Source organism: Megamonas rupellensis DSM 19944 (genome assembly GCF_000378365.1).
Lineage (GTDB): Bacteria > Bacillota > Negativicutes > Selenomonadales > Selenomonadaceae > Megamonas > Megamonas funiformis.
Window position 1 is genome coordinate 25770 of sequence record NZ_KB899580.1, and the last position, 23848, is coordinate 49617.

Sequence of the window (23848 nt, forward strand, 5' to 3'; positions counted from 1 at the left end):
ACTCCTTTTATAGATTATATATATTATTTCCTTGATTTGCGGATGTTTCATTATTATAGATTAAACTTGTGAGTTCATCTACTGCCTGAAAATATTTTTCTTTACCGCCAAACATTTTTACAATTTTTGGTGCAGTTCCCCATTTAGCAAAATTTTTATTGCGTAAAACTTGAAGATTTTGTATTTCTCTTATGCCTTCATTCTTATATTGTTCCATCAAAGCATCTAATACTTCTCTACAAACTGGCGAATACTTAGCAAAATAATCTCTTTTTTTCACATTATTAATACGTTCTTTTCTCGTCAAAGGTTTTTGATCATAAACAATATGCAAAATTAAATCAAATTCATCTATATCATTTTTACCTGTAGCCTTATATAGTTCATCTATAGAAACATTATACTTTGCTAATTCTTCAAGAATAACTTGCTTTTTCGCTGTACTGCTCCAAGCATTAATAAATTCATCTAAAGAAGCATATTCCTTGCGAACATTTTTCTTAGTGAAATCAACAACGCTTTCTGTTATTAATTTTCCATTAGCATCAAGATATTGTACACGTTCATTTACTATATTTACATCTACATTATCCACATGATATTTTACTTTGCCTTCATGCACCATTGGTGGTGTAAATATATCGCCATCTTCGCCTGCTATATCTTCGCCTGTTTCTTCTGTAGTATTCATACTTGTATTTTCATCTTTTCCATCATCTTCAATGATAACTATAGGCTCGCCATCAAAATTAGGATCTGCAAATAATCTCGTTACTCCCCTAAAATCCATGATAGTAAAATAATTTTTATCATAATCTGGATTTAATCGAGTGCCACGTCCAATAATTTGTTTAAACTCAATAATAGAATTTATATTATTTTCTAATACAATTAATTTACAAGTCTTAGCATCTACACCTGTAGTCATTAACTTTGATGTAGTAACTATTGTCGGATATTTTTCACTAGGATCAATGAAATAATCTAACATAGCTTTTCCTTCTTTTTTATCACCTGTTATTTGCATAATATATTTAGGATTAACCTTCATGATATCGCTATTTTCATTTATAAGTGCTTGCCTCATTCTTTCAGCATGTTCTATATCCACACAAAAAACAATAGTTTTACTATATCTACCATTTTCTTTTAACCATTTTGTAATACGCTTTGCTACTTCTTGGGTACGTTCATCAATAATTAAATTTTTATCAAAATCTTTTCCTAAATATAATTTATCCTCAATTTGCAGACCATTTTTATCAAATTGTCCTTTATACGGTCTCCAGCCTTCACTATCTCTATCTATATTCACACGAATAACTTTATATGGTGCTAAAAAGCCATCAGCTATACCTTGTTTTAAACTATAAGTATATATAGGTTCACCAAAATAAGCTATATTACTTACTTCTTTTGTTTCCTTCGGTGTCGCTGTAAGACCTATTTGTACTGCACTATTAAAATATTCCAAAATAGTTCGCCACTGTGAATCTTCTTTGGCACTACCACGATGACATTCATCTACAATTATTAAATCAAAAAATTCTGGTTTAAATGCACGAAAAATTTCTTCACCATTTTCACCAATAAATTGATGATATAAACTCATATAAATTTCATAGGAACTATCTAAATATCTATTTTCTATTTTCGTTATGACTTTTTCAAATGGTTTAAAATCTTGTACAATAGTCTGATCTATCAAGATATTTCTATCAGCCAAATAAAGTACACGATTTACCTTTTTCGCTTTAATAAGTCTATATACAATCTGAAATGCTGTATATGTTTTTCCCGTGCCTGTTGCCATCACTAACAAAATACGTTTTTGATTTTTAGCAACAGCTTCAACAGTTCTATCAATAGCTACTTGTTGATAATATCTAGGCTTTTTATTTGCCAGTGGATCAACATAATATGCTTCTTGTACAACGCTAAGCATATCTTTATCCAATTTTTCACCCTCAATATAACGCTTCCATAATTGTTCAGGTGTTGGAAATTCTTCTAATTTTATCTCTCTTGTTTTCCCTGTGAAAAAATCATATTCAATAAAACCCTTTCCATTTGAAGAATAAGCAAATTTTACATCTAACATTTGAGCATACTCCATAGCTTGTGGCATACCATGCCCTATAGAATAATTCATTTTCTTCGCTTCTATAATCGCCAATGGTTTTTTATTCACACCATAAGTCAGTACATAATCTGCTTTTTTGCGTTTTCCTCGTGTTACCTTATCACCTCGTACTTGCACAGCTCCATTTGTTATATAGTATTCATAAAATACATTATCTTTATCCCAACCAACATTTTCTATCGCTGGTGTTATATATTTAAATTTTATATCTTCCTCTGTCAATTCAACTATCATAAAATACACTCCCATATAAAAATTAGCGTATTACTATACTTATAATAAAGTTTACAACATTAATATTTTATTATCAATTAATCTAAATATATATTATCCCTTTGAAACTACATAATCCTTATAAATTAAGCATTGATAAATTTATATATTCAAAAATACAAATAAAAATTGTATAATTTATATTGATAAAAACTTAAAAACCATTCTTATAATACTGCTGACAGAACATTTTCCCAAATATGTACAAAAAACATAACCACTAAGTTCTCATCTGAATTGATGTCCTATTCTAGTGATATTGATAAACAATATATTATCTAATTTCTAGAATTAGGACATAAAAAATAATTATCATATATACTTATAGTTATAAATTTTATTTTTATAAATTAATTTAAGGAGGAAATATTTTGGATATTACTGTATATAATTTGCCACTACAAGCATACAATAAATTAAAAAATAAATTATCTAATATTGTTGATGATTCTCATATATTTTCTGCTTCAAATGAATCAGTAAATAAAACTTATATAGAAATAAAAAATATATGTAACAGTGAAAATAAAGAAAACATCATTCAAAATCTTATATCAAATAATATAAATATTTTTAAAGACACAGTAGAACAAAGTTTTATTCACAATCCACCTAGTTATAATTTAAAATTTGAATTTTCGCTTGAAAATAATCTTTTAATAGTAGGAAATGGTTTTGATTTAGAACATGGCTTAAAAACTCAATATACAGATTTTTTTGATGTTATTGATAAAAAAGCTGCTTCTAAAAATGAAATTATTTTAAACGATAATAAATATATTATCAAAAATAATAAACTACTATCATATCTAATAACTGAATATAAACAAAATAAATTACAAGGTAATAATTGGATAGATATTGAAACTGAATTAAAAAAAATAATAACTCTAATAGAAGAAATTAAAACTAATAATTTTATTGATAATATGAATTATTATAAGGGAGAAAATGAATATACTACTATTTATAAAATATATTCTAAATCAAGCTATTACTTCAAAAATTATTTATTTCCATTTGCTGAAGCTGCTAATTATTGTAAATATATAAAAAAAGAATATGATACTAGTATTAAAAATCTTGAAAGTAATTTAAATGAATTAACAAATATGTTAAGAGATTATTTATTAGAACAAGATATTTCTAATCTCACAAAAACTAAAGATATTTCTGATATCGATTATAAAATAACACATGTTTTGAGCTTTAATTATACTGATACATTTAGAAAATTATATTCTAAATTAGATAATGATAAAATAGATTTTATTCATGGCTCATTAAATAAAAATAATCTAGTATTAGGTATAAATGAAACCTTAACAGAAGATACAGAAAACAAAATTATTGATACTGTATATTTCAAAAAATATTTTCAACGTATATATAAAAAGACTGACTATCAATATGTTAGTTGGCTAGACTCTACGGACTCTGAAAACTATGCAGATTTTGATACAGTATATATACATGGTCATTCATTAGATGAAAGCGACAAAGAAATATTAGAAAAAATTATAAATAGTGTTCTAAAAAAAGATACTTCTACAGTAAAAATATTCTATTATGATGAAAAACATTACAGACAAGAAGTTACTAACTTAATCAAAGTGTTAGGAAAAGATGTATTTCAAAAATACTATTTTCAAAATAGAATAATTTTTATTAAACAAACATCTAAAAAATAAATTTAATGATACCTTCTTATTTTAATCATATTGATTATAAAAATTTTTATTTAAAGGAGTGCATTTTATCATGGAAGAAACTAATTCAGAAGTTCAATCTACAAATAATAAAAAAATATATAAAATTATAGGATTAATAGTATTATTAATTTTAGCAGGGTGTGCATTTTATTTCTTCTATTGGATAAAAACACCTCAATATAGTTTAAAACTTATACAAGAATCTGTACAAAATCATGATGTAGTAGCTTTTGAAAAACATGTCGATACTGAAGCTTTATGTACTCAAGCAGTAGATGGATTTTTAGCCCAAGAGATGTCCACTAATGATATGAATAATCCTCTTATTCAAGGAATAATTCAAACAGTAAAACCAGCTATAGTTAAATCTTTAAAAGACGGATTTATTAATTATGTTCGTGATGGCAATTTTAATATGACTAATCCATTTGAAACGAATAAGACAAATAATAAAATTGCTAATAGCGAAAAACAAAATGAAAATAAAATCAAAGGATATACTAGACTAGAATTTAAAGACATTGCAAATACAGAAACAAATGGAAATCGTGCAACTGTTGATATAATTCTCTATGATAATAAAACAGATAAAAATTTCACTTTAAAAATCGGTATGGCAAAATTAGAAGATGGCACATGGCGAATTGATACTTTTGTAAATTTAGATGAATTTATCAAAGAATATACTCAAGCTACCAAAGAAAAACTAGATGAAATAAATAAACAAATATCTGATGAAATATCACAAAATATTTCTATTAATATGGCTAATGTAAAAGCTAATTTACAAACTCAAAATATATTTGGCTTAATTGATGGAAAAGTCGTTGTTTATATCCCTTTAAAAAATTTAACTGATCAAAATATAACTATAAACAATATCCAGATACAATTTATAGACAATAATAATAATATTGTTTATGAAAAAACTATTACCGACAATATAGTAATGCAACCTAATCAAGAAAATACTATAACTTCAAATTTTGAATTAAATCCATTTATAGATAAAGATAATAACTTAATAAAAGTATTTTCCAATACTACAACTAATGTAATAATAACTAATATACAAACACCTGATAAAAATATCAAATATCAAACAGAATTATAATAATAGGTGATACCATGAAAAAAATATGTATAATATGTATCTTAAATTTAATGATATTTATATCTACAGCTTTTGCTCAAAATATAAATGAAAATAGATGGTTTTGGATATCTTCTGATAATGAATATACAACATATATAGATAAAGAAACCATTAAATACAATCCTGTAACAGATAGTACAGATTTATGGATTTGTTTGATTAGACCAGCAAAAAATATATTTATGTTAGAACATATAGAAATTTTCTATAAAGATAATCGATATTCTGCTCATGAATATGCTATTTATGAAAATAATCATTCAATACCCACAGCTAGTGGTAATGAGCATAAAATAAAAGAAATAATCATGCCTTCAACTTTAGGAGAAACAATACGTGATAGAAGTTCAGAACTTGTAGGACGTGATAAAAAATTAGCTGAATATAAAGAACAAAAAGCAATAAAGAATACAACCCAAAATAAATAAAACAGCTCATCAAAGAGCTATTACTAATAAGGTTCTTAGTTCATTAGAAAGTTTATTTTAATAAGAGGTGACTAATATGAGTAATCTTGCATATACTGATGATTATAAGGAACGTTTTGAACTAATTGACGGAAAAATTATTATGATGTCGCCACGTCCTAGAATAGCTCATAGCAGAGCATTAGGTAATATTTTTAGAGAATTTAGTATATATTTAAAAGGTAAAAAATGTGAAGCTTTTGCCGATGGTGTAGATGTATATTTAGATGAAAAAAATCATTTTATTCCTGATGTAATGATTATATGTAATAAAGATATTATCACTGACTTAAATATACAAGGTGCTCCAGATTTAGTAGTAGAAGTCTTGTCTCCATCTACAGCCAAAAATGACAAAGGAATAAAAAAAGATATTTATGAAAAATTTGGCGTAAAAGAATACTGGATAGTAAATACTGTAGATAAATCTGTAGAAGTATATTTAAATAATAATGGTCGATTTTACTTAGACAATGTTTATGCATATTTCACAGATGAAGAAATAGCTGAAAATGATGCTTTAGCAAATGACGATAAAAATAAATTGACTATCTACACTGATATAAAAGTATCTGTTTGTGATAATTTAGTGATTAAAATAAAAGATATATTTGAAAATATATAGATTTAGCTTTTATACCTATTATTATATATATGATGGATTATATAATGAAGTGCGACACCTAAAAAATAAAAAAACTCATTATGAATTTTCGTATAAAATAAAGTTACCACACAAAACCTACACGAAAGGAAAATTCATAATGAGCTATCATCATCTTACCATATCTGAACGTATTCGTATAGAGGTTCTTTCTATTTTAGGTTATTCTACTCGTTTTATTGCTAAATTTTTGCATCGCCATCATTCTACTATTGCTCGAGAATTATCTCGTAATAAAATTAAAAATGAATATGTCTCTACATCTGCTCACAATAAATATCTTAAACGTCGTAAAAATTCTTCTCACTCTAGTAAATATAATGAATTTCTTTCTAATCTTATTTCTGAAAAATTACATGAAAATTGGTCTCCAGAACAGATTTCTAATGCACTTTTAAATGGTAAACTTTCCTTTAAAACCATTTATAATTGGATTTATATTGGTAAATTAAAAGGTATTTCATTTAAGAATTTACGACATAAAGGAAAACGAAGAAAAAAGAATTGAGATAATCCATTTAATTTATTTTTAAAAGAAGTGTCTCACTTGGATTAACAATTCATAACATAAAAAAATTTTTTATGTTATAATATTTTTCGTTGCCCTTCCTATACTGGTAACAGTTAGGAGGTGTCTATATGTCTCATTTTGTTATGTTTTTAAAAGCTGTCATGGCAAGTGTAGTTGCCTACTATATTTGCAAAGGGCTAGACATGCTTTTTTCGATTTTATGTGGCAACTAGCCTAGCTTCAACGTTAGCTATATAACGCAAGAAACCCCATGAAGGTGCGAACTTCATGGGGTTTTGCTGTCTATATGACTCTTTTGTTATGTTTTGCCTATACTTAGTATAACACATTATTTAACTTTAACAAGTGTTGTATTTGAATTTATAAATTTTTATATAGTAAAAATTTATAATTATTATATTATTATTTTCTCACAAAAGTCATAATTATAGTATCCTCACCATAATTATTCTTCATTTTCTCATATTCTTTAGCCTCAATAGGTGTTATAACTACAGTCTTTAAGCTAGGATTTAGTTTATTTACTTTTTCTACCACGCCTAAATGTTCATCACCATGAAAACTTCCTTGTACATGGAGGACTTTTGTGCCTTTATGTTCCTTTAAAAATTCAACAATACTTTCTGCCATGGCAAACATTGAGCTTTATAGAAAGCTTCTATTCTTTCTGGTGTCATCATCATATGACTTTGACCATCACCCATAGACATATAATTTTTGAATTTATCATAATATCTTTCATACTCTACTAAATGTTTTTTTGGCAAATAAATTTTATCTCTATCTTCAATTAAAGCTAAATCGCCTACTTTTGTATATTGATTAGCTATTCTTCGTGGAATATTTGATGCTAAAACATACATATCTTTTTCTTTAGCAAATTCTACCAATGGTTTATAATCTGTTTGGTAATTTTCCCATGGACGAGAATTATTTATAAATTCTGTTTCTGTTATTTCATCATTTAAATATTTATCCATTACTGGCTGAACATCTCTTTCAAACATTTCCATAGATAATATCATATCTTTATTTTGTTTATACATCTCTTGGAAAAATAATAATTCTGCTTCATGAATAGATTTTTGGTCGTGATATTCATCAAAAAATACTACATCATAATTTTGAGAAATGCTCACCGCTTTATCTAAATTAATTTTTTCCCCTTGATAATAATACTCTATGTCAGATTTTTCATCTTGTGCTTGAGCCATACCTCCTAAGCAACTAGTCAATACTAGCCCACTACAAGCAATTATCTGCCAAAACTTTTTCAAAATACCATCTCCTTTTAGTAAAAATTTATTTATTAAATAAAACAAAGTAGCAAGATTTTACCCTGCTACTTTATTTAATTTATCTTATTATCTTAGAAAGTCCATTCTGCACCCAAACGCCAGATCATACCATCTAAACCAATATCACTAATCTTTTTGTCAAAAATATTATCTACACCTGCATAAACTCTATTTCCTTCACCAAATTTTTTATTGAGTACAAAATTAGTTGTAGTGAAATTATAATCATTATCATCATAATGGTATTTATTAGCCCATTGTTGCCATAAAATCGCACTATATCCCCAATCATCATGGTCATCATATAATAATTGCAATGTAGTCATATTTCTTGCTCTATTATCTAAACGATCACCACTCACTTTATCTGTTGCATCTAGCCAATTACTTGTTGCTTTTATTGTCCATTTATCGTCTAAATTACGACCAATTTCCATTTCCACACCATCAATTTCAGCTTCATCTACATTTATATATCTCTGATCATAATAACTACTACCTATTTGTTTTGTAGTAATTAAATTTTTAACATCATTATTGAAATATGTTAATTTACCAAAATTATTATCTTTTTCAGCTTCAAAACTGATATCCCATGAAGTAGATTTTTCTGGTTTTAAATCTGGATTACCATAAACATTGACAGTTTGCCCACCCATTGCACGATGCATTGCCATATATAATTCACTAATAGTTGGAGCTTTAAAGCCTTTACCCCAATTAGCCTTAATGCGACTATTATCACTGATAAAATATGTCGCACCTATTTTTGGTGTAACTTCCCCACCAAAAGAACTATCATGGTCATAACGCATAGATGGAATTACTAATAATTTATCATTCACTTGCCATTCATCTTGGATATATCCTGCCCAAGTATTTATTTCTTTATCTGAATAATATTTATTACTTACTATTCCATTTCCTGATTGACTTACCTGATGTACATTATCACCTCCATCACTCAAACGAGTACCTTCGACTTTATTTTGACGATATTCGCCGCCAAATGTCAAAAGATGATTATCACTTAATTGCACAGTATTCTTACCTTCTATGCCCCAAAGCGTATAAGTGGATTTATCCCAATCATATTTTGGATACATTGAACCCAAAATATTTTCCATTGGTCCTGGGAAATTATTGCGATAATTATATAAATTATTCTCTTTATCCAATCTACTATAAAAAGTCCTAATCATATAATCACTATTATCAGTTTTGCCACTATAACCTAAACTATAATCATATCTTCTATAATCATACCATTCTTTTTTATCCTTACTAGTTTGAAAAACGCCTGTTGATGTATATTTATCAGCATAATCTGCTTTTGTATGTTCATTATAATAGCCAAGCGTCAAATCAATTTCTTTATCATTACCTAAATCCCATGTTCCAGCAAAATTAAAATCTTGAATAGGGCCATAATAATTACTGCCTTCATCTCCAGCTTGCATATTTTTGCGTACATCACTAAAACGCATATCAAAAGTAGAACTGAAATTTCCATGTTTACCAAAATCTATATGATAATAATTATTTATAGCTTCTGATCCTGTAGAAAGACCTACCATAACTGATGGCTCTTTTGATTTTTTAGTGATGATATTAATTACTCCACCTAAAGCATCTGAACCATATTGTGCTGAAGCACTGCCACGTACAATTTCAATACGTTCAATATTTGAAAGACTCAATCGACCTAAGGCATAAACGTTTTGTGTGGCACTTGTATCTTCTCCAGCAAATCTTTTACCATCTATTAAAATTAAAGTATGATTTGTACTCATTCCGCGAATCATCACATTATGACCTGCCATACCTGCTGAAGTTACATCTACATTAGCTGCCAAACGAAGTGCAGAATAAACATCTGTTGCTCCTAATTGTTCAATATCTTCTTTAGTAATTACTTCTACAGTTTGCGGTACAGCTTTTACTTCCTCTTGAGTTCGTGTCGCTGTAACTACTACATCTGGTGTAACTATCACATCATTATTTTGTATATCTTGTGCATATACTGGACTTGATAAACCTAATAACACTGATAAAGTCAATAAAGTTTGTTGTTTTTTTGTAGATAATCTCATTATATTAACTCCTTTGTATGTAATTGTTTATATTAACAATAATCATTATCATTAATATAAACAGATTAAACGTATTATTTGCTTTTCTTTAGCTATGAATATTTTTTATTTAAAAAGTAATCTCTGCTCCTACACGCCAAATTCTACCTTCTAAATAAATATCTCCTATTTTTTTATCTCCAATATTATCTACACCTGCATAAACTCGTCCACTTCGACCATCATCAAAGGCGAATTTTTTATTTACTACAAAATTTAAAGTATTATAATCATAATTTTCATTAGCATAATGATAATTACTTACCCAAGAATTCCAAAGCTTAGCACTATATCCATTAATATCATTATCATCATAATTCAATTCTAAAGTGGAAATATTATCGGCTGTCGCAGATACTTTTTCCCCATCACTATCTTTAGCATTGAGCCAATTACTAGTCGCTCTAATAGACCAATTATCATCAAATTGGCGACCTACTTCAAATTCTACGCCATCAGTTTTGGCATCTTGAGCATTGATAAATGTATTTTTTCCATTTACCTTATCATATGTTATTAAATTATCGTATTTACTATTAAAATAATTTAATTTCAACCAATTATTATCTTTTTCAGCTTCAAAACCGAGTTCCCATGTAGTAGCTTCTTCTGGTCTCAAATCTGGATTTCCATATATCGTAATAAAACCATGATCTTGCCCAGCATATAATTCTACTAAATTTGGAGCTCTCCATGATTTACCCCAATTCGCTTTTATACGACTATTATCACTTAGAAAATAAGTTGCACCTAATTTTGGTGTCGTTTTTCCGCCAAATTGTTCATCATGGTCATATCTCACTGCTGGAATAAATAAAATTTTATCATTTATAAACCATTCATCTTGAATATATCCAGCATAAGCAGAATTGTCCTTGCTATTACCTTCACCTAAAGCTAAGATTGGGCCTTCTACACCTATATTTTTATATTCAACACCATAAGTTAATAAATGTTCATCTCCTGCTTGTACTGTATTTTTAGCTTCAATACCTAAAGTATCAAATGTATTTTGCTTATAACCATTATTTTTACTGCCTTTATATTCTTCCTTATCATATCGATTATAATAAGCTCTAATCATATAATTACTATTATCGCCTTTTCCATTATAAGCTATACTATAATCTTGATTTGTTTTATCATAATTTGTAGAACTTTTGCCCATTCCCATAGAAGAATAATCTGTTATTTTCTTTGATTTTTCATCATAATAACCTATATAAAAATCTAAATCATTATTATCATCAAATGCATACGTTCCACTAAAATCATAATTCGTTCTAGGGCCAAAATAATTCGTCCCTGTGCCACCAACAAATTCACGTTTACGATATTTAGCAAAATTAGCATTCATTACCCCATTGAATTTACCTTGCTGACCTAAATCAAAACGATAATAATTATTCATGACATCGGTTCCTGTATTTACTCCTACAGTTACAGATTGTTCTTTAGATTTTTTCGTAATAATATTGATTACTCCACTTTCAGCATCTGCACCATATTGAGCGGAGGCTGCACCTCTAACAATCTCAATGCGTTCTACACTAGATAAATTTATTTTATCTAAATCAAAAGCTCCTCTAGTCATTGATGAATATTCATTTGACATTCTTCTGCCATCTAATAATACTAAAGCACCTGCATTTTTCCCACGAACCATCAATCTATGACCTGCACCAATTTGAGAAACATCAACATTTGTTGCCAATTTCAAAGCAGAATAAATATCTGTTGCTCCTAATTGTTCAATATCTTCACTGGTGATGACTTCTACAGCATTAGGTACAGCTTTCACTTCTTGCTGTGTTTTTGTAGCTGTTACCACTACATCTGGTGTTTGGATTACTTCACTAGCTTGCGTACAACTTGTCAATCCCATCAATATAGATAAAGTTAAAAGTGTAGATTTACGTTTTTTTGTTAGCATTGCTCGTCTCCTTTATTATAAAATTAAGTTTTATTAATAATAATCATTATCATTTATATCTTAAAAATTATGGCAGTTATCAAAATTAATCATAACTGCCTTATTTTATTTATATATTTAACCCTGTGCTGCTATTGGCTGAACTTCAAAAGATTTTTTGCCCATTAATAATTGTTGTGTAAGTTCTATTATTGTCTGTGTGATATTATTTTGCCAAAATTGACCAGCAACTGTCATTTTATAAGTATGGCCACATTTTTCAAATAAACCATATTCCACCCAAATATTAAGTACTTCTTCTAATTGCAAAAGTTCTTCACTATATACTTGAGCTAATTTTTGTATATTTACCATACAATTTTCAGTTTGTGCTTGAATATCCTTAAATAAAACTTTGCCTTCTGCTTCTTTAGTTAAAACCATCAATGGCCATTTTCCTTCATCAATAGCATTCATATAACGCTGTAAATCTCTATTTAAAAACATAGAAATATCTCCTACAAAACCGCCAGCCCCTGAACCAAATGGTATCACATCAGCTCCTGATTTTGCCAAAGTATTATACATACTGCGTTCACGGTTTGTTTTTGCCCAATGACAGACACTCAATCGCTTATAAGCTAATTCATCTAAATATGAAATAGCTGCTTCTAAATATTTTGCCTGCTGTTTTGTCGTTGCCGCAGGTGGTATTTTGCCATTATCTATCGCTTTTTTTAATGCAGATTGTTCAAACACATTTAATTGATACAAATCCATACCATCAATTGGCAAACTATCTGCTATTTTTAAATCATTTACAAAGTTATCCACACTTTGAGCAGGTAAACCATAAATCAAATCTATGATTAATACTGCTTGATTATAACTTGCAGCTCGTTTGAGATTTTCAATAACAGTTTCTTTATCATCTTTGCGTCCCATACTTTGACGGATAGCTGTATCAAAAGATTGTACACCCACAGATATGCGATTTACACCATGTTTAAACCATACTTGCAGTTTTTCATCAACTAAATCATGCACGCGAGCTTCCATAGTTATTTCGCAATCATTAGCAAGTGGCAATACTTCATTCATAGTTTTTAATAATCTATCTGCATTATATGGTGATAATGTAGATGGTGTTCCGCCACCAAAAAATACAGCATTGATCACACTATCTTGTACATATTTATATTCTTTTGCCATTGATAATTGCTTGATTAATCTATCTACATACATGGTTTCGCGTTCTTCATTAGAATAATTCTGGAAAAAACCACAGTATAGACAAATTTGACTACAAAAAGGAATGTGTATATATACTGCTTTCTTTTTACTTTTATCTCCTTTTCTTTGCATATATTCAAGCCAAATTTCTTGCTGTTTTACAGGTGGTACCATCTGTCCATTTGCCCCTGGATGAACTACTCTTTTTTTGCTAAAAGTCTCCGTCAAAGGCTGACAAGATTTTTCCCCTATCATCATCTTATATTGTTCAGTTGATAGACTATCTAATATTTCTCTTATTTTGCTCATAAATTCATTTCACCACTCATTTTTGCTTTAATCTCACTAAATACTTTCTTTGCATTAGCCAAATCTTGCTCATCAGGGTGTGTACTAGCTTTGCGATGACGTTCCAAACGCTTTTCATCTACTGCATGAAAATTTTCTTTAGAAACTTTCGTGCCAAACATTTTTTTCATCGCTTCTAATAATTTAGGATCAATCTTTCCTTGGCAGATAAATCTTCCCATAATCTCATTAGAACTATCTAACATATCTATACCATTTTGCAAACTAGTTTTTGCATGTTCTGAATCTGGTTCAGCTCCTAGCGTAGCATATACAGCCACTTTACTATTGCGAATGGATTTCAAAAATTTACTAGCTTTTGCATCAGCTGTTCCTTTGTCCACCCAAAAACCTACAACAACTAAATCATAACCTGTAATATCAGGATTATCTTCTACTTTATAAATATCACAATTCGGAGCTAAAACTTCGGCAATAGCTTCTCCTACCATTTTTGTATTACCTGTTAAACTAGAATAAACTACTATTGATTTCATTTTTTATCTCCTTCTTTTCTATAAAAAATATATCTTTACTCAAATTATAGTCTAAATTTATCTTAAACACACTAAAATTTAAAACTTTTATTTTATATCAATTAGATTATTCATTATAATTTTTTAATTGATATCTACTAATTACCAACAAGATTAATGTGATAATTATTAAATAAATCATATCTAACAAACTATACACACTAAATACTTCTGTACGCAATAAATTATTCGCTAAAGTCAATGGCAAAATCCCCACTACAATCTGCAACCAATCCGGCAAATTATACAACGGAAAAAATGTACCACAAAAGAAAGTCATTGGTGTAATTATAAAATTTATCACTGAAGATAACGCATCTGGATTTTTGATCCAAAGACCTATGGCAATCCCTAAAATACCAAAGCAAAAGGCAGATAATAAAATCCCTAAAAGTCCCCAAAAGCTCAACATCGGCACATCAAAAAATACCATAGCTATGATATAGATAATACCTCCAGCTATAAAGCCACGAGTAACTCCAGCTAAAGTGATGCCTAATATAACTTGAAAAGCAGAAATCGGACTCAATAATAATGTCTGGAATGTTTTAAAATAAAATCTCCCCACACTCACTGATAATGCTGTCTGTTGAAAAGCATTCATCATGACTGTTATAGATAGCATTCCCTTTGCCAAAAAAGGTAAATAACCACCATGGATATTATTCATTACAGGTCCAATTCCCATGCCAAAGGCAAATAAATAAATTATCGGAAACATTACCGCTGAGAAAATATATCCTAATTTTCCCATCTTCTTTTGCAAAAGTGCCATTTCACGCATATATACTGCTAAAAAATTCAAAATCAATAAGCCTCCTTACCGATAAATCGTAAAAAAGCTTTTTCTAAAGTTATATCTTCATTTTCATTTTTTTGCATTATCTGCTTTATTTTTTCTACTTCATCTATCGCCAATAATCTTCCTTGTTTTAAAATAGCGATTTTATCACAAAGATATTCAGCTTCTTCCATATAATGAGTAGTGATAATTACACTTATCCCCATATTTTTTAATTTTTTTATTTCTTGCCAAATATCATATCTCACATCAGGATCTAATCCCACACTTGGTTCATCTAACAATAAGATTTTAAGCTTTACTAATAAAGCTCTAGCAATCATTGCTTTTCTAGCCATACCGCCAGATAATTTCTCAATCTTTCTATCTTGCCAAGTATTCATTTCAAATTGAGATATTATTTTTTCCACTTCATATTTATAATTTTTCACCTTATACAAACGAGCATAATATAGCAAAGCTTCTTTAACAGAAAATTCTCTTTCCATATTATTATCCTGCATGACAAAACCTAGCTGAGACTTTATCTTTGCCCTTTCTTTATCAGCATCAATCCCTAAAATCTCAAGCTTACCTGAATTTGCTCTACTTAAACCAGATATTATCTTCATCATACTCGTTTTACCAGCACCATTAGGGCCTAAAAGCCCCAATATCTCGCCTTCTTCAAGTGTGAAACTTATATCTTTTAAAATAATTTTATCCTTAATTTGTTTATTTATCTTATTTAAACTTAAAACCTGCACTAATTTTTCTCCCCTTGTTTTACATCATAAGGGAAACAAACTAAATGTTTTTGTCCATTTTGCTCTAAAGACATGACTGACGTTTCTACATCATATAAATCACAAAGTATTTTTTCTGTAAATACATCTTGCACCAAACCTTCAGCAAAAATTTTGCCTTTTTTCACCGCTACTAAGCGATGACTATATCTAGCAGCATGGTTTAAATCATGCAAGACCATAATCACTGTGATTTTTCTTGTTTCATATAATTTATATACTAAATTCATCAAATCCAATTGATGTTTTACATCTAAATACGTAGTCGGTTCATCTAATAATAAAATCTCTGGGTTTTGAGCTATCGCCATTGCCAGCCATGCTCTTTGACGTTCGCCACCAGATAAAGTATCTAATCTTCGATATCGCATATGTGATGTATTTGTCTGCGTCAATGCTTCTTCGATTTTTTCTTCATCAATTTTATTTGGCGAAGAAAATAATCCTTGATGTGGCATTCTACCATAACAGACTAAATCATAAACAGTCATATCCATTGGAGCTGTTGAAGATTGTGGCAATATCGACATTTTGCGTGCTATATCACCAGGTTTCATTTTTTGAATGTCTTTTCCTTCTAATAAAACAGTCCCATGTGTAGGCTTTAATAATCTACCTAAAGATTTTAATAATGTAGATTTTCCTGAACCATTTGGCCCAATAATACTTATTATCTCTGATTTATCTACCTTAAAATTCAGTTTATCAGCAATGATTTTTTGCCCATATTGCAATGTAAGTTTATCTGCTTGTAAAATCATCTCTTTTGCATTCCCCTTTTCAATAAATAAAGGAAAAACGGCGCACCAATAAATGACATAAATACACCTACAGGCACCTCTATAGGACTAAAAGCAGTCCTTGCTACTGTATCCGCTACAATCAATAAAATTCCACCAAAAATAGCTGAACTTGGCAATAAATAGTTAAAATCAGAACCCACTACTAAACGCATCATATGTGGTACTATAAGACCAACAAATGTGAGCATACCTGCCACACTCACAGCAGAAGCAGCTAATAAAGCCGCCAGCGTAACGAGGAAAAATCTTGTAGCTTCCACTCGTGTTCCCAAACTTTTTGCTACATCATCACCTAATTGCAAAGCGTTTAACAATTTACTGCTGATACTCACACCTACTAAACCAATGATAGTATATGGCAAAATCATAGTTACATGCTTCCATGAAGCACCTGAAAAACCACCTGCCATCCAATTCACTGTGCCTTGAATTTTATCGGAGAAAAATACCATCAAGCATGTCATACCACCAGCAAAAAATGCTGAAACTGTGACACCAGCTAAAATCAATTTAAGTGGCTGAATACCCTCTTCCCATGCCAGTGCAAATAAAATTAAAGTCGCTACCATCGCTCCTACAAAAGCTACGATTGGCACCATATTCGTATATTCAGGTAAAACAATCATGACTACCATAGCAGCAAGACCAGCCCCTGCTGATACCCCAATAATACCTGGATCTGCCAATGGATTTTTCAATACACCTTGTAATATACAGCCTGCAATAGCTAAATTTATACCTGCAAACATTGCTGTAAGCACTCTAGGAATGCGGATGTGATATAAAATTCTATAACTTTCTGTATTTTGAACACCTACAAACACATTATATAAATCGCTAAATGATGTATTTGCTGTACCTATAATCATGCTGATAAATAAAACTGCTACCAACAAAATCAATCCCAAAAACATCACTAAATTGCGTTTTTTACTTCTAGGATCTCTTATCTTTTCACTTATACTAGCAATAGCCATTACCATACCTCATATTTTTTATTCTTGTAAATATAAATCATCTGCCAATATATTTATCGCTTTAGCTATATTAGTACCAGGATTTACAGCAAATAACTGATATGGTAATACATATACTCTATTATTTTTCACAGCAGATATATCTTGCCACAAAGGATTTTGCCCTAAATTTTCATCTATACTATTTTTTACTGCGTCCACATCACCATGAGTTACTACAAATATGGCCTCTGGATCTTGTGTAGCAATATATTCCATTCCTAACGGGATATAGCCACTGTCTTTTGCTACAGAATCCACATTATCTGCTATATTATTACCACCTAAGCGTTTTAATAAATCTCCTGTAAATGATTTACTTGTTGCCATGCTAAAGCTATCTGTCGTACCCCAGATTATCAAACTTCTTGGAGCTGTTTTATTTTCTGCTCTAGCAATCGCTTTTTCATAATCAGCTTCTATTTCCTTGATTTTTGCTTGAGCGATTTTTTCTTCTCCTGTTAATTCTCCATAAAAACCTAAAGTGGATATCACATCTTCATATGTGTCTAAAGATTTAATCAACACAGGAATATTAGCTTTTTCCAAAGTAGGAATTAATTGCTGATGAAAAGGTACATTTACACCAATTACTAAATCAGGTTGTAATTTCAAAATAGTTTCTACACTAGGATTGTGAATTACACCGATTTGCTCTATATTTTTTGTTCCTTCTTTGACTTCATCACTCAAAGCTTCTGATGTTGGTTTTCCCACTATTGTATTAGTCTCTTTGCCACCAGCATAATAATATAAATCTAAATGAGAAGCATTTAATAATACTACACGTTTAGGATGTGTTGGTATCGTTACCTCTCTACCTGTGCTATCTGTAACGACTCTTGTTGAGCTAGTATTATTTGTATCTCCTTCATGTGAGCGAAAACCTAAAAACAATCCGCCAATAGCTATCAAACAAATAATTCCAAAGATTACTTTTCTCAAATAGCCACTCATATTTTCACCTCTTTATTTTTCAATCAACTTTTTATACAAATTTTATTTACATCTTTGCCAATTTTACTTATACAACTACATTTAGGGCATTTTATTTCTACATATTTAACTTTTCCATAAAAAAGCAATCTATTACATCGCTTACATCTATGTTCTGGTAATTTAGTTAACGTTTTCTTTTCGTTCTTTTTTTCATTATCTATAATAATATTTTCGATTTTTTCTTGTTTTAATATAACTTCTTGCATCAAAAACAGCTCTTTTCTCAATATCAATTCAAATAAAAATTAACAGGAACATTCATACTAATACTTTCGCCTAAACCATGACTAAATGGACATGCACTATATACTGCATTTAAAGCAGCCTTATCTAAATTCCCATTAACGCTAGAAACTACACCTGCACTGATTAAATTTCCACTTGCATCAATAGTTACATTGATAATTACTGTACCTTGCTGATTTAATTTGACAGCTGCATAAGGATAAGATTTATGATTTTCCACAGCTTGAGCAAATCTACTTGCTACACTATATCTATCTTCGGTAACATTTGCTCCGCCACTAGCTTTTCCATTATCACCACCAGCCATGCCTTCTGCTGTGCCACCATTTCCACTGCCACTGTTTTTATTTTCGCTACCAGAAAAATCCTCACCATCTCCCTGACCAATACCGCCACTAATTGCTTGCGTATCATCTTCTGATATTGTATTTGTCATATTATTGGAAGCTGGTAAAATTCCATCTTCTGCACTAATTTCATCTTTTTCAATCTGTTCATTTTCTACATTATTTATTTGTTTTATATCTTTATTTTCATTTACTTCATTATTTTTATTTTCAATATTTTGATTATCATTATCACCATTATGCTTAAAAATATTTTCTATATCTCTACTAAATGAATTGAATGATGATTTTTCTTGAGCTTTTGCTATCTGTTCTGGTGTGTCCGCTAGATTGACTGTAATCAATTCTTCTTTTGGTCTTTGTATCTCCTGATGAAAGCCTGCTACCATAGCACCAATGGTTATAACCACTATAAAATGAAAAACAAATGATATTGAAAAAGATTTTTTCCAAATATGTTTTTTCATTGATTATTTCTCCTGAGTAGCTATGGATAATTTTGTTACACCTGCACTTTTGATTTCATCCATCACTTTGATTACTTTTCCATGTTCTACATTCTCATCAGCTCTTAAAATCACAGGAGTATCTGCTTTATCAGCTAATTGTTCCACTCGTGATTTTATTTCTTCAATGCTTACTACTGTATCACCTATACTGATTGTGCCATCTTTCATTAGTGTAATAGACACTGGCTTTGGTGCTTCTTGATGACTAGAAGATGCTACTGGCAAATTCACAGGCATAGATTTTTGATAAACCATTTGCAAAGTGCTAAATAAGAAAAACACCATCAAGAAAAATATAATATCTATCATCGGTATAATCATCAATCGTGGTGGTCTTGCCACGCGATTACTACGTATATTCATTATTATTTACCTCTTGCCTTACTAATCACTACAGTACAAACATTTTCTACATCAGTTAAAACACTATCTAAGCGATTGCTAAAATAACTATGCACAATCAAGGCTAGCACGGCTACACAAAGACCAGTAGCAGTTGCGATTAATGCCTCACCTACACCACCAGTGATTAATGCAGGATTATCACCAGCAACATCTAATACTTTAAAAGAACTAATCATCCCCACTACTGTACCTAATAAACCTAACAGTGGAGCCATTGTAACAATAGTATCTAAATAATTTAAATTTCGTTTTAACCCATTTGCTCTAACAGAAATATATTCCTCAAAACTTTCCTTCATTGACATGGGACACTCACGATATTTTAAGCCTATCGCCAATACATCACTGACAAAGCAACGATTATTAGCACATACTTTTTCTGTTTCTTGCCAATTACGCTCTTTAGCTAAAGCTAAAATTTGTTGAGCCATATCTTTATTATCGCCACAAGTTCTCTTATAATAGATAAAACGCTCAATGCCAATAGCAACAACTAAAATAGAACAAGCTAAAAGTGGATACATCACCCAACCACCATGATGAAATAATTCTAATGCACTAATAATAAAATCCAATTTAAACGCACCTTTCTCTAAATAATAATCTTCGTTAAAAAGATAAAACTCCATAGAATAAATCTAAAATAAAATTTTCCTATGCTCTAAATAAAGATAAATACACACAAAAATTTTATTCAAAAATATATTCTATGGAGTTCTAGACTCTCTTTTAAAAATTACATAAACAATTATATTGAAAACAATTCTCATTGTCAAATGTTTTATGAACAATTTTTAAATCTATTCAATTTTATTTTTTAGTACATTCTAACCATTCTTGATAAATATACTCTTTCAATCTATTGAAAGTATCACTATCTTTTTTACCTACAGCTTTTCCTTCAAATTCTGTAGCACGAATACACAAATCACCAGAACTACTTACAATTACTTCATCAGCATTGATTAATTCATCTACTGTAAAAGGTCTTTCTTCTACTTCAATGTTCAATGCTTTACATGCTTTTAATAAATGCGCTCTAGCAATACCAGGTAAAATATATTCATCAGCAGGATGAGTGATAAATTTTTTATCTTTGATTATATGCACATTACTATGAGCACATTCTGTAACTATATTCCCGCGATGAAATACAGTTTCATCACAATTATTTTCCTTAGCATGTTGATAAGCTACTACACTAGGAATTAAATTTAAAGTCTTAATATTACAATGTAAAAATCTTGTATCTTCCATAGAAGTCAATTTATATTCTCTATCTTTATCTGTTATTTTTTCTGGGCAAATTGTTATCCATAAATTAGCTTTTTGCTCTTTATCATAATTATGACTTCTAAGACCATTACCACCACGAGTAGCTTGCCAATATACAAACAGCTCATCATCATCTAATTTTTGTACTAATTCATTCAATAAATCTTTTAAATACTCTTTAGTAAATCCTAAATTGATATTTAACAATCTAGCACTATTAAAAAATCTATCAACATGTTCATCAATAGCCATGATTTTATAATTTCTAGCGCAAGTGGCATCATATACACCATCGCCAAACCAATGGGAACGATCTGACATAGGTATCATTATTTTATCAATTTCATCATATTTTCCATTATAATAACCTAAAGTTTTCATAAAAAATCTCCTTTAATTAGACAAAGACCCGAAGATTACTATTAAAATATATACACAAAATTAATAGAATTCTTCGGGTTTTTATTTCACTAAATTATGCTTCTTGCGCTTCTTGTTTGCAAATAACAACAATATCTTTTATTTCAGCACGGAAAAAGTCTGCTACACGATATGTATTGCTTTCATAAAAAGAAATACAATCAGAACCAGGTAAAGATGTAGCATCATGATCTCTAAAAATTGTAGGTTCTCCTACATATTCTCTACCATCATTACAAATAACTCTTACAATGTGACCTTTGTATTGTTTAAAATCTTCATTAAACATGCACAATCGCTCCTTAAAACTTTGATTATTATAATTTTACCTTATACCATCTTTATTATCAACTATTAAACAATTATTTACAATATTTTATAATTTAGTATAATATTATATACGTTGTTTTTCCAACAAAGGAGTAGTTTTATGCAAAAATATTTAGATATACTAAAAAACTCAGCTTTATTTTCTGGTATTGATACAAAGGATTTAATCAATATGTTCAAATGCCTTTTAATGAACATAAAAACTTATGAGAAAAATTCTTATATACTCAAAGCCTCCGAACCACTCGTTGAAGTAGGTATAATTTTAAAAGGTAGAGTAAATATCATCAAAGAAGATTATTGGGGCAATCGAACAATTCTCACTACGCTTTCAACAGGCGATTTATTTGGTGAAAGTTTTGTTTGCACGAATATTAACAATAATTGTTTTAGCATTGTAACTGCTGAAAAAGCTGAAATTATGTTTTTAAACTATCAAAAAATAACTTCACCTTGTCAATTTGCATGCAATTTTCATTCAAAAATTATTCAAAATATGCTTTTACTCATAGCTAAAAAAAATATACAATTAACAACAAAGATAGACCATTTAAGCAAAAAAACAACTCGTGAAAAAATCTTATCTTATCTATCTAGCGAAGCTTTAAAAAATAATAATAATTCCTTTACCATTCCCTTCAATAGACAAGAACTTGCAGATTTTCTTTCTGTTGAAAGAAGTGCTATGTCTGCTGAATTATCACGCATGCAAAAAGATAAACTAATTCGTTATCACAAAAATAATTTTACTTTATTATAATTTTTATTAAATGATTAAAATTTAGGAGTAATCACATGTTTAAATCTTTACGTTGGCTTATAAAATTTAGAAAAAATTTCCAAAATCTAAAAAAACATTATCAAATAATCATCTATGCCACTAAAAAAGACTTTGCTTATTATCAGCAAAAACAAAGTTTAAGCGATTATCAAATGGAAGAAGTGCTTTTTTATATAGCACGAATGCAAGATTATCATCAAAAAATCTCATCTATGTCACTTCTTCAAGCTGGCATCACTAAAAATAGAGATTTTCAAACTTATATCGGTTTATTCAAAAAGAATATGTTCAAATGCAATGAAATTTTAATGATAGGCGCTCGCCATGAATTATTGAGATTTCAACAAGATATAGATTTTCTAATCAATGATAAAAGCCATGATTTATTCAAGCATCTAAGCCCAGATATTCAAACAGCTTTTATTAATATTTATAAATTAACACATAACACCATAAAATCTATAGATGAAAATAATTTAAGAAATTTTGCTCAATATAAATATAAATTAGACATATTTCTAGAAAAACTTAATAAACGTCTATCTCCACAAAAATATAATACACTTTTCAACGAAATCAACAGACTTCAACAAAAATCTTAACTAAAAAATTAAAAACTAAATATATAATCAACTAAATAATAAGTTTATAAGAAGTAACTATATGTTACTTCTTTTTTTATGCAGATTTTATCGATTTTTTCTCTTGACTTCAACATAATTTA

24 protein-coding genes and 1 pseudogene are annotated in these 23848 nt (G+C 29.3%); 7 read left to right on the plus strand and 18 right to left on the minus strand.

All coding sequences use genetic code 11. The features are described 5' to 3' along the window. Window positions 1-7 precede the first annotated feature (7 nt). Window positions 8-2377: an EcoAI/FtnUII family type I restriction enzme subunit R gene (gene hsdR / locus F553_RS0106895; protein WP_018999529.1), complete on the minus strand. Its 2370-nt coding sequence runs from the start codon at window positions 2375-2377 to the stop codon at window positions 8-10. Between the two features lie 410 nt (window positions 2378-2787). Between hsdR and F553_RS11765 the strand changes: the two genes are divergently transcribed. From F553_RS11765 to F553_RS11775, 5 genes and pseudogenes are all read left to right on the plus strand, one after another. Continuing rightward, window positions 2788-4107, plus strand: coding sequence for an AbiH family protein (locus tag F553_RS11765; protein ID WP_018999530.1), 1320 nt, complete (start codon window positions 2788-2790; stop codon window positions 4105-4107). A 70-nt stretch (window positions 4108-4177) separates the two neighbouring features. Then, on the plus strand, window positions 4178-5242 hold the full coding sequence (locus F553_RS0106905) for a hypothetical protein (protein WP_018999531.1): 1065 nt from the start codon (window positions 4178-4180) through the stop codon (window positions 5240-5242). Window positions 5243-5256: 14 nt separating this feature from the next. Continuing rightward, entirely contained in the window at window positions 5257-5712 is a 456-nt protein-coding gene (locus F553_RS0106910) for a hypothetical protein (protein WP_018999532.1), read from the plus strand. Between the two features lie 76 nt (window positions 5713-5788). Continuing rightward, window positions 5789-6376, plus strand: a complete 588-nt coding sequence (locus F553_RS11770; protein WP_018999533.1) for a Uma2 family endonuclease — start codon at window positions 5789-5791, stop codon at window positions 6374-6376. 139 nt (window positions 6377-6515) lie between these two features. Then, window positions 6516-6917, plus strand: a pseudogene (locus F553_RS11775) (transposase); the annotation flags it as partial. 432 nt (window positions 6918-7349) lie between these two features. On the opposite strand, the gene F553_RS12680 reads toward F553_RS11775, so the two are convergent. From F553_RS12680 to F553_RS0107005, 17 genes are all read right to left on the minus strand, one after another. After that, complete coding sequence (locus tag F553_RS12680) at window positions 7350-7577, minus strand: hypothetical protein (protein WP_018999536.1); 228 nt, start codon at window positions 7575-7577, stop codon at window positions 7350-7352. Then, a complete protein-coding gene (locus F553_RS12105) occupies window positions 7550-8224 on the minus strand; it encodes a ChaN family lipoprotein (RefSeq protein ID WP_018999537.1) in 675 nt (224 codons plus the stop codon). Before F553_RS12105 ends, F553_RS12680 begins: the two co-directional genes overlap by 28 nt. A gap of 92 nt (window positions 8225-8316) precedes the next feature. Next, entirely contained in the window at window positions 8317-10338 is a 2022-nt protein-coding gene (locus F553_RS0106935; RefSeq protein ID WP_018999538.1) for a TonB-dependent receptor plug domain-containing protein, read from the minus strand. Window positions 10339-10447: 109 nt separating this feature from the next. Then, window positions 10448-12310: a TonB-dependent receptor plug domain-containing protein gene (locus F553_RS0106940; RefSeq protein ID WP_018999539.1), complete on the minus strand. Its 1863-nt coding sequence runs from the start codon at window positions 12308-12310 to the stop codon at window positions 10448-10450. A gap of 117 nt (window positions 12311-12427) precedes the next feature. After that, entirely contained in the window at window positions 12428-13831 is a 1404-nt protein-coding gene (hutW, locus tag F553_RS0106945) for a heme anaerobic degradation radical SAM methyltransferase ChuW/HutW (RefSeq protein ID WP_018999540.1), read from the minus strand. Beyond that, the gene (locus F553_RS0106950) at window positions 13828-14367 is read right to left on the minus strand and encodes a flavodoxin family protein (RefSeq protein ID WP_008537463.1); all 540 of its coding nucleotides are present in this window, start codon (window positions 14365-14367) and stop codon (window positions 13828-13830) included. The genes hutW and F553_RS0106950 overlap by 4 nt, the downstream gene beginning before the upstream one ends. Window positions 14368-14473: 106 nt before the next feature. Further along, complete coding sequence (locus F553_RS0106955; RefSeq protein ID WP_051081866.1) at window positions 14474-15211, minus strand: ABC transporter permease; 738 nt, start codon at window positions 15209-15211, stop codon at window positions 14474-14476. A gap of 2 nt (window positions 15212-15213) precedes the next feature. Beyond that, on the minus strand, window positions 15214-15954 hold the full coding sequence (locus tag F553_RS0106960) for an ABC transporter ATP-binding protein (RefSeq protein WP_018999542.1): 741 nt from the start codon (window positions 15952-15954) through the stop codon (window positions 15214-15216). After that, window positions 15954-16754, minus strand: a complete 801-nt coding sequence (locus tag F553_RS0106965; protein WP_018999543.1) for an ABC transporter ATP-binding protein — start codon at window positions 16752-16754, stop codon at window positions 15954-15956. Before F553_RS0106965 ends, F553_RS0106960 begins: the two co-directional genes overlap by 1 nt. Beyond that, on the minus strand, window positions 16751-17773 hold the full coding sequence (locus F553_RS0106970; protein WP_018999544.1) for a FecCD family ABC transporter permease: 1023 nt from the start codon (window positions 17771-17773) through the stop codon (window positions 16751-16753). The genes F553_RS0106965 and F553_RS0106970 overlap by 4 nt, the downstream gene beginning before the upstream one ends. Window positions 17774-17791: 18 nt before the next feature. Continuing rightward, window positions 17792-18769, minus strand: coding sequence for an ABC transporter substrate-binding protein (locus F553_RS0106975; RefSeq protein WP_018999545.1), 978 nt, complete (start codon window positions 18767-18769; stop codon window positions 17792-17794). 23 nt (window positions 18770-18792) lie between these two features. Further along, on the minus strand, window positions 18793-19017 hold the full coding sequence (locus tag F553_RS11785; protein WP_018999546.1) for a hypothetical protein: 225 nt from the start codon (window positions 19015-19017) through the stop codon (window positions 18793-18795). 23 nt (window positions 19018-19040) lie between these two features. Continuing rightward, the gene (locus F553_RS0106985) at window positions 19041-19871 is read right to left on the minus strand and encodes an energy transducer TonB (RefSeq protein WP_018999547.1); all 831 of its coding nucleotides are present in this window, start codon (window positions 19869-19871) and stop codon (window positions 19041-19043) included. A gap of 3 nt (window positions 19872-19874) precedes the next feature. After that, on the minus strand, window positions 19875-20276 hold the full coding sequence (locus F553_RS0106990; RefSeq protein ID WP_018999548.1) for an ExbD/TolR family protein: 402 nt from the start codon (window positions 20274-20276) through the stop codon (window positions 19875-19877). A 2-nt stretch (window positions 20277-20278) separates the two neighbouring features. Then, window positions 20279-20893: a MotA/TolQ/ExbB proton channel family protein gene (locus F553_RS0106995; protein ID WP_018999549.1), complete on the minus strand. Its 615-nt coding sequence runs from the start codon at window positions 20891-20893 to the stop codon at window positions 20279-20281. Between the two features lie 235 nt (window positions 20894-21128). After that, window positions 21129-21974 (minus strand): aminotransferase class IV, encoded by an 846-nt coding sequence (locus F553_RS0107000; protein WP_018999550.1) that lies wholly within the window; start codon window positions 21972-21974, stop codon window positions 21129-21131. Between the two features lie 94 nt (window positions 21975-22068). Then, window positions 22069-22302, minus strand: coding sequence for an LSm family protein (locus F553_RS0107005; protein ID WP_008537449.1), 234 nt, complete (start codon window positions 22300-22302; stop codon window positions 22069-22071). A 141-nt stretch (window positions 22303-22443) separates the two neighbouring features. Here F553_RS0107005 and F553_RS0107010 point away from each other — a divergent pair, with 141 nt between their 5' ends. After that, the gene (locus F553_RS0107010; RefSeq protein WP_018999551.1) at window positions 22444-23103 is read left to right on the plus strand and encodes a Crp/Fnr family transcriptional regulator; all 660 of its coding nucleotides are present in this window, start codon (window positions 22444-22446) and stop codon (window positions 23101-23103) included. A gap of 35 nt (window positions 23104-23138) precedes the next feature. After that, window positions 23139-23726 (plus strand): hypothetical protein, encoded by a 588-nt coding sequence (locus F553_RS0107015; protein ID WP_018999552.1) that lies wholly within the window; start codon window positions 23139-23141, stop codon window positions 23724-23726. Window positions 23727-23848 lie beyond the last annotated feature (122 nt).

Bases quoted from the DNA above. Each gene is read 5' to 3' on its own strand.
- hsdR (WP_018999529.1), bottom strand. From the start codon at position 2,377: ATGATAGTTGAATTGACAGAGGAAGATATAAAATTTAAATATATAACA.
- F553_RS0106905 (WP_018999531.1), top strand. From the start codon at position 4,178: ATGGAAGAAACTAATTCAGAAGTTCAATCTACAAATAATAAAAAAATA.
- F553_RS0106910 (WP_018999532.1), top strand. From the start codon at position 5,257: ATGAAAAAAATATGTATAATATGTATCTTAAATTTAATGATATTTATA.
- F553_RS11770 (WP_018999533.1), top strand. From the start codon at position 5,789: ATGAGTAATCTTGCATATACTGATGATTATAAGGAACGTTTTGAACTA.
- F553_RS12680 (WP_018999536.1), bottom strand. From the start codon at position 7,577: ATGGCAGAAAGTATTGTTGAATTTTTAAAGGAACATAAAGGCACAAAA.
- F553_RS0106935 (WP_018999538.1), bottom strand. From the start codon at position 10,338: ATGAGATTATCTACAAAAAAACAACAAACTTTATTGACTTTATCAGTG.
- F553_RS0106940 (WP_018999539.1), bottom strand. From the start codon at position 12,310: ATGCTAACAAAAAAACGTAAATCTACACTTTTAACTTTATCTATATTG.
- hutW (WP_018999540.1), bottom strand. From the start codon at position 13,831: ATGAGCAAAATAAGAGAAATATTAGATAGTCTATCAACTGAACAATAT.
- F553_RS0106950 (WP_008537463.1), bottom strand. From the start codon at position 14,367: ATGAAATCAATAGTAGTTTATTCTAGTTTAACAGGTAATACAAAAATG.
- F553_RS0106965 (WP_018999543.1), bottom strand. From the start codon at position 16,754: ATGATTTTACAAGCAGATAAACTTACATTGCAATATGGGCAAAAAATC.
- F553_RS0106970 (WP_018999544.1), bottom strand. From the start codon at position 17,773: ATGGCTATTGCTAGTATAAGTGAAAAGATAAGAGATCCTAGAAGTAAA.
- F553_RS0106975 (WP_018999545.1), bottom strand. From the start codon at position 18,769: ATGAGTGGCTATTTGAGAAAAGTAATCTTTGGAATTATTTGTTTGATA.
- F553_RS11785 (WP_018999546.1), bottom strand. From the start codon at position 19,017: ATGCAAGAAGTTATATTAAAACAAGAAAAAATCGAAAATATTATTATA.
- F553_RS0106985 (WP_018999547.1), bottom strand. From the start codon at position 19,871: ATGAAAAAACATATTTGGAAAAAATCTTTTTCAATATCATTTGTTTTT.
- F553_RS0106990 (WP_018999548.1), bottom strand. From the start codon at position 20,276: ATGAATATACGTAGTAATCGCGTGGCAAGACCACCACGATTGATGATT.
- F553_RS0107000 (WP_018999550.1), bottom strand. From the start codon at position 21,974: ATGAAAACTTTAGGTTATTATAATGGAAAATATGATGAAATTGATAAA.
- F553_RS0107005 (WP_008537449.1), bottom strand. From the start codon at position 22,302: ATGTTTAATGAAGATTTTAAACAATACAAAGGTCACATTGTAAGAGTT.
- F553_RS0107010 (WP_018999551.1), top strand. From the start codon at position 22,444: ATGCAAAAATATTTAGATATACTAAAAAACTCAGCTTTATTTTCTGGT.
- F553_RS0107015 (WP_018999552.1), top strand. From the start codon at position 23,139: ATGTTTAAATCTTTACGTTGGCTTATAAAATTTAGAAAAAATTTCCAA.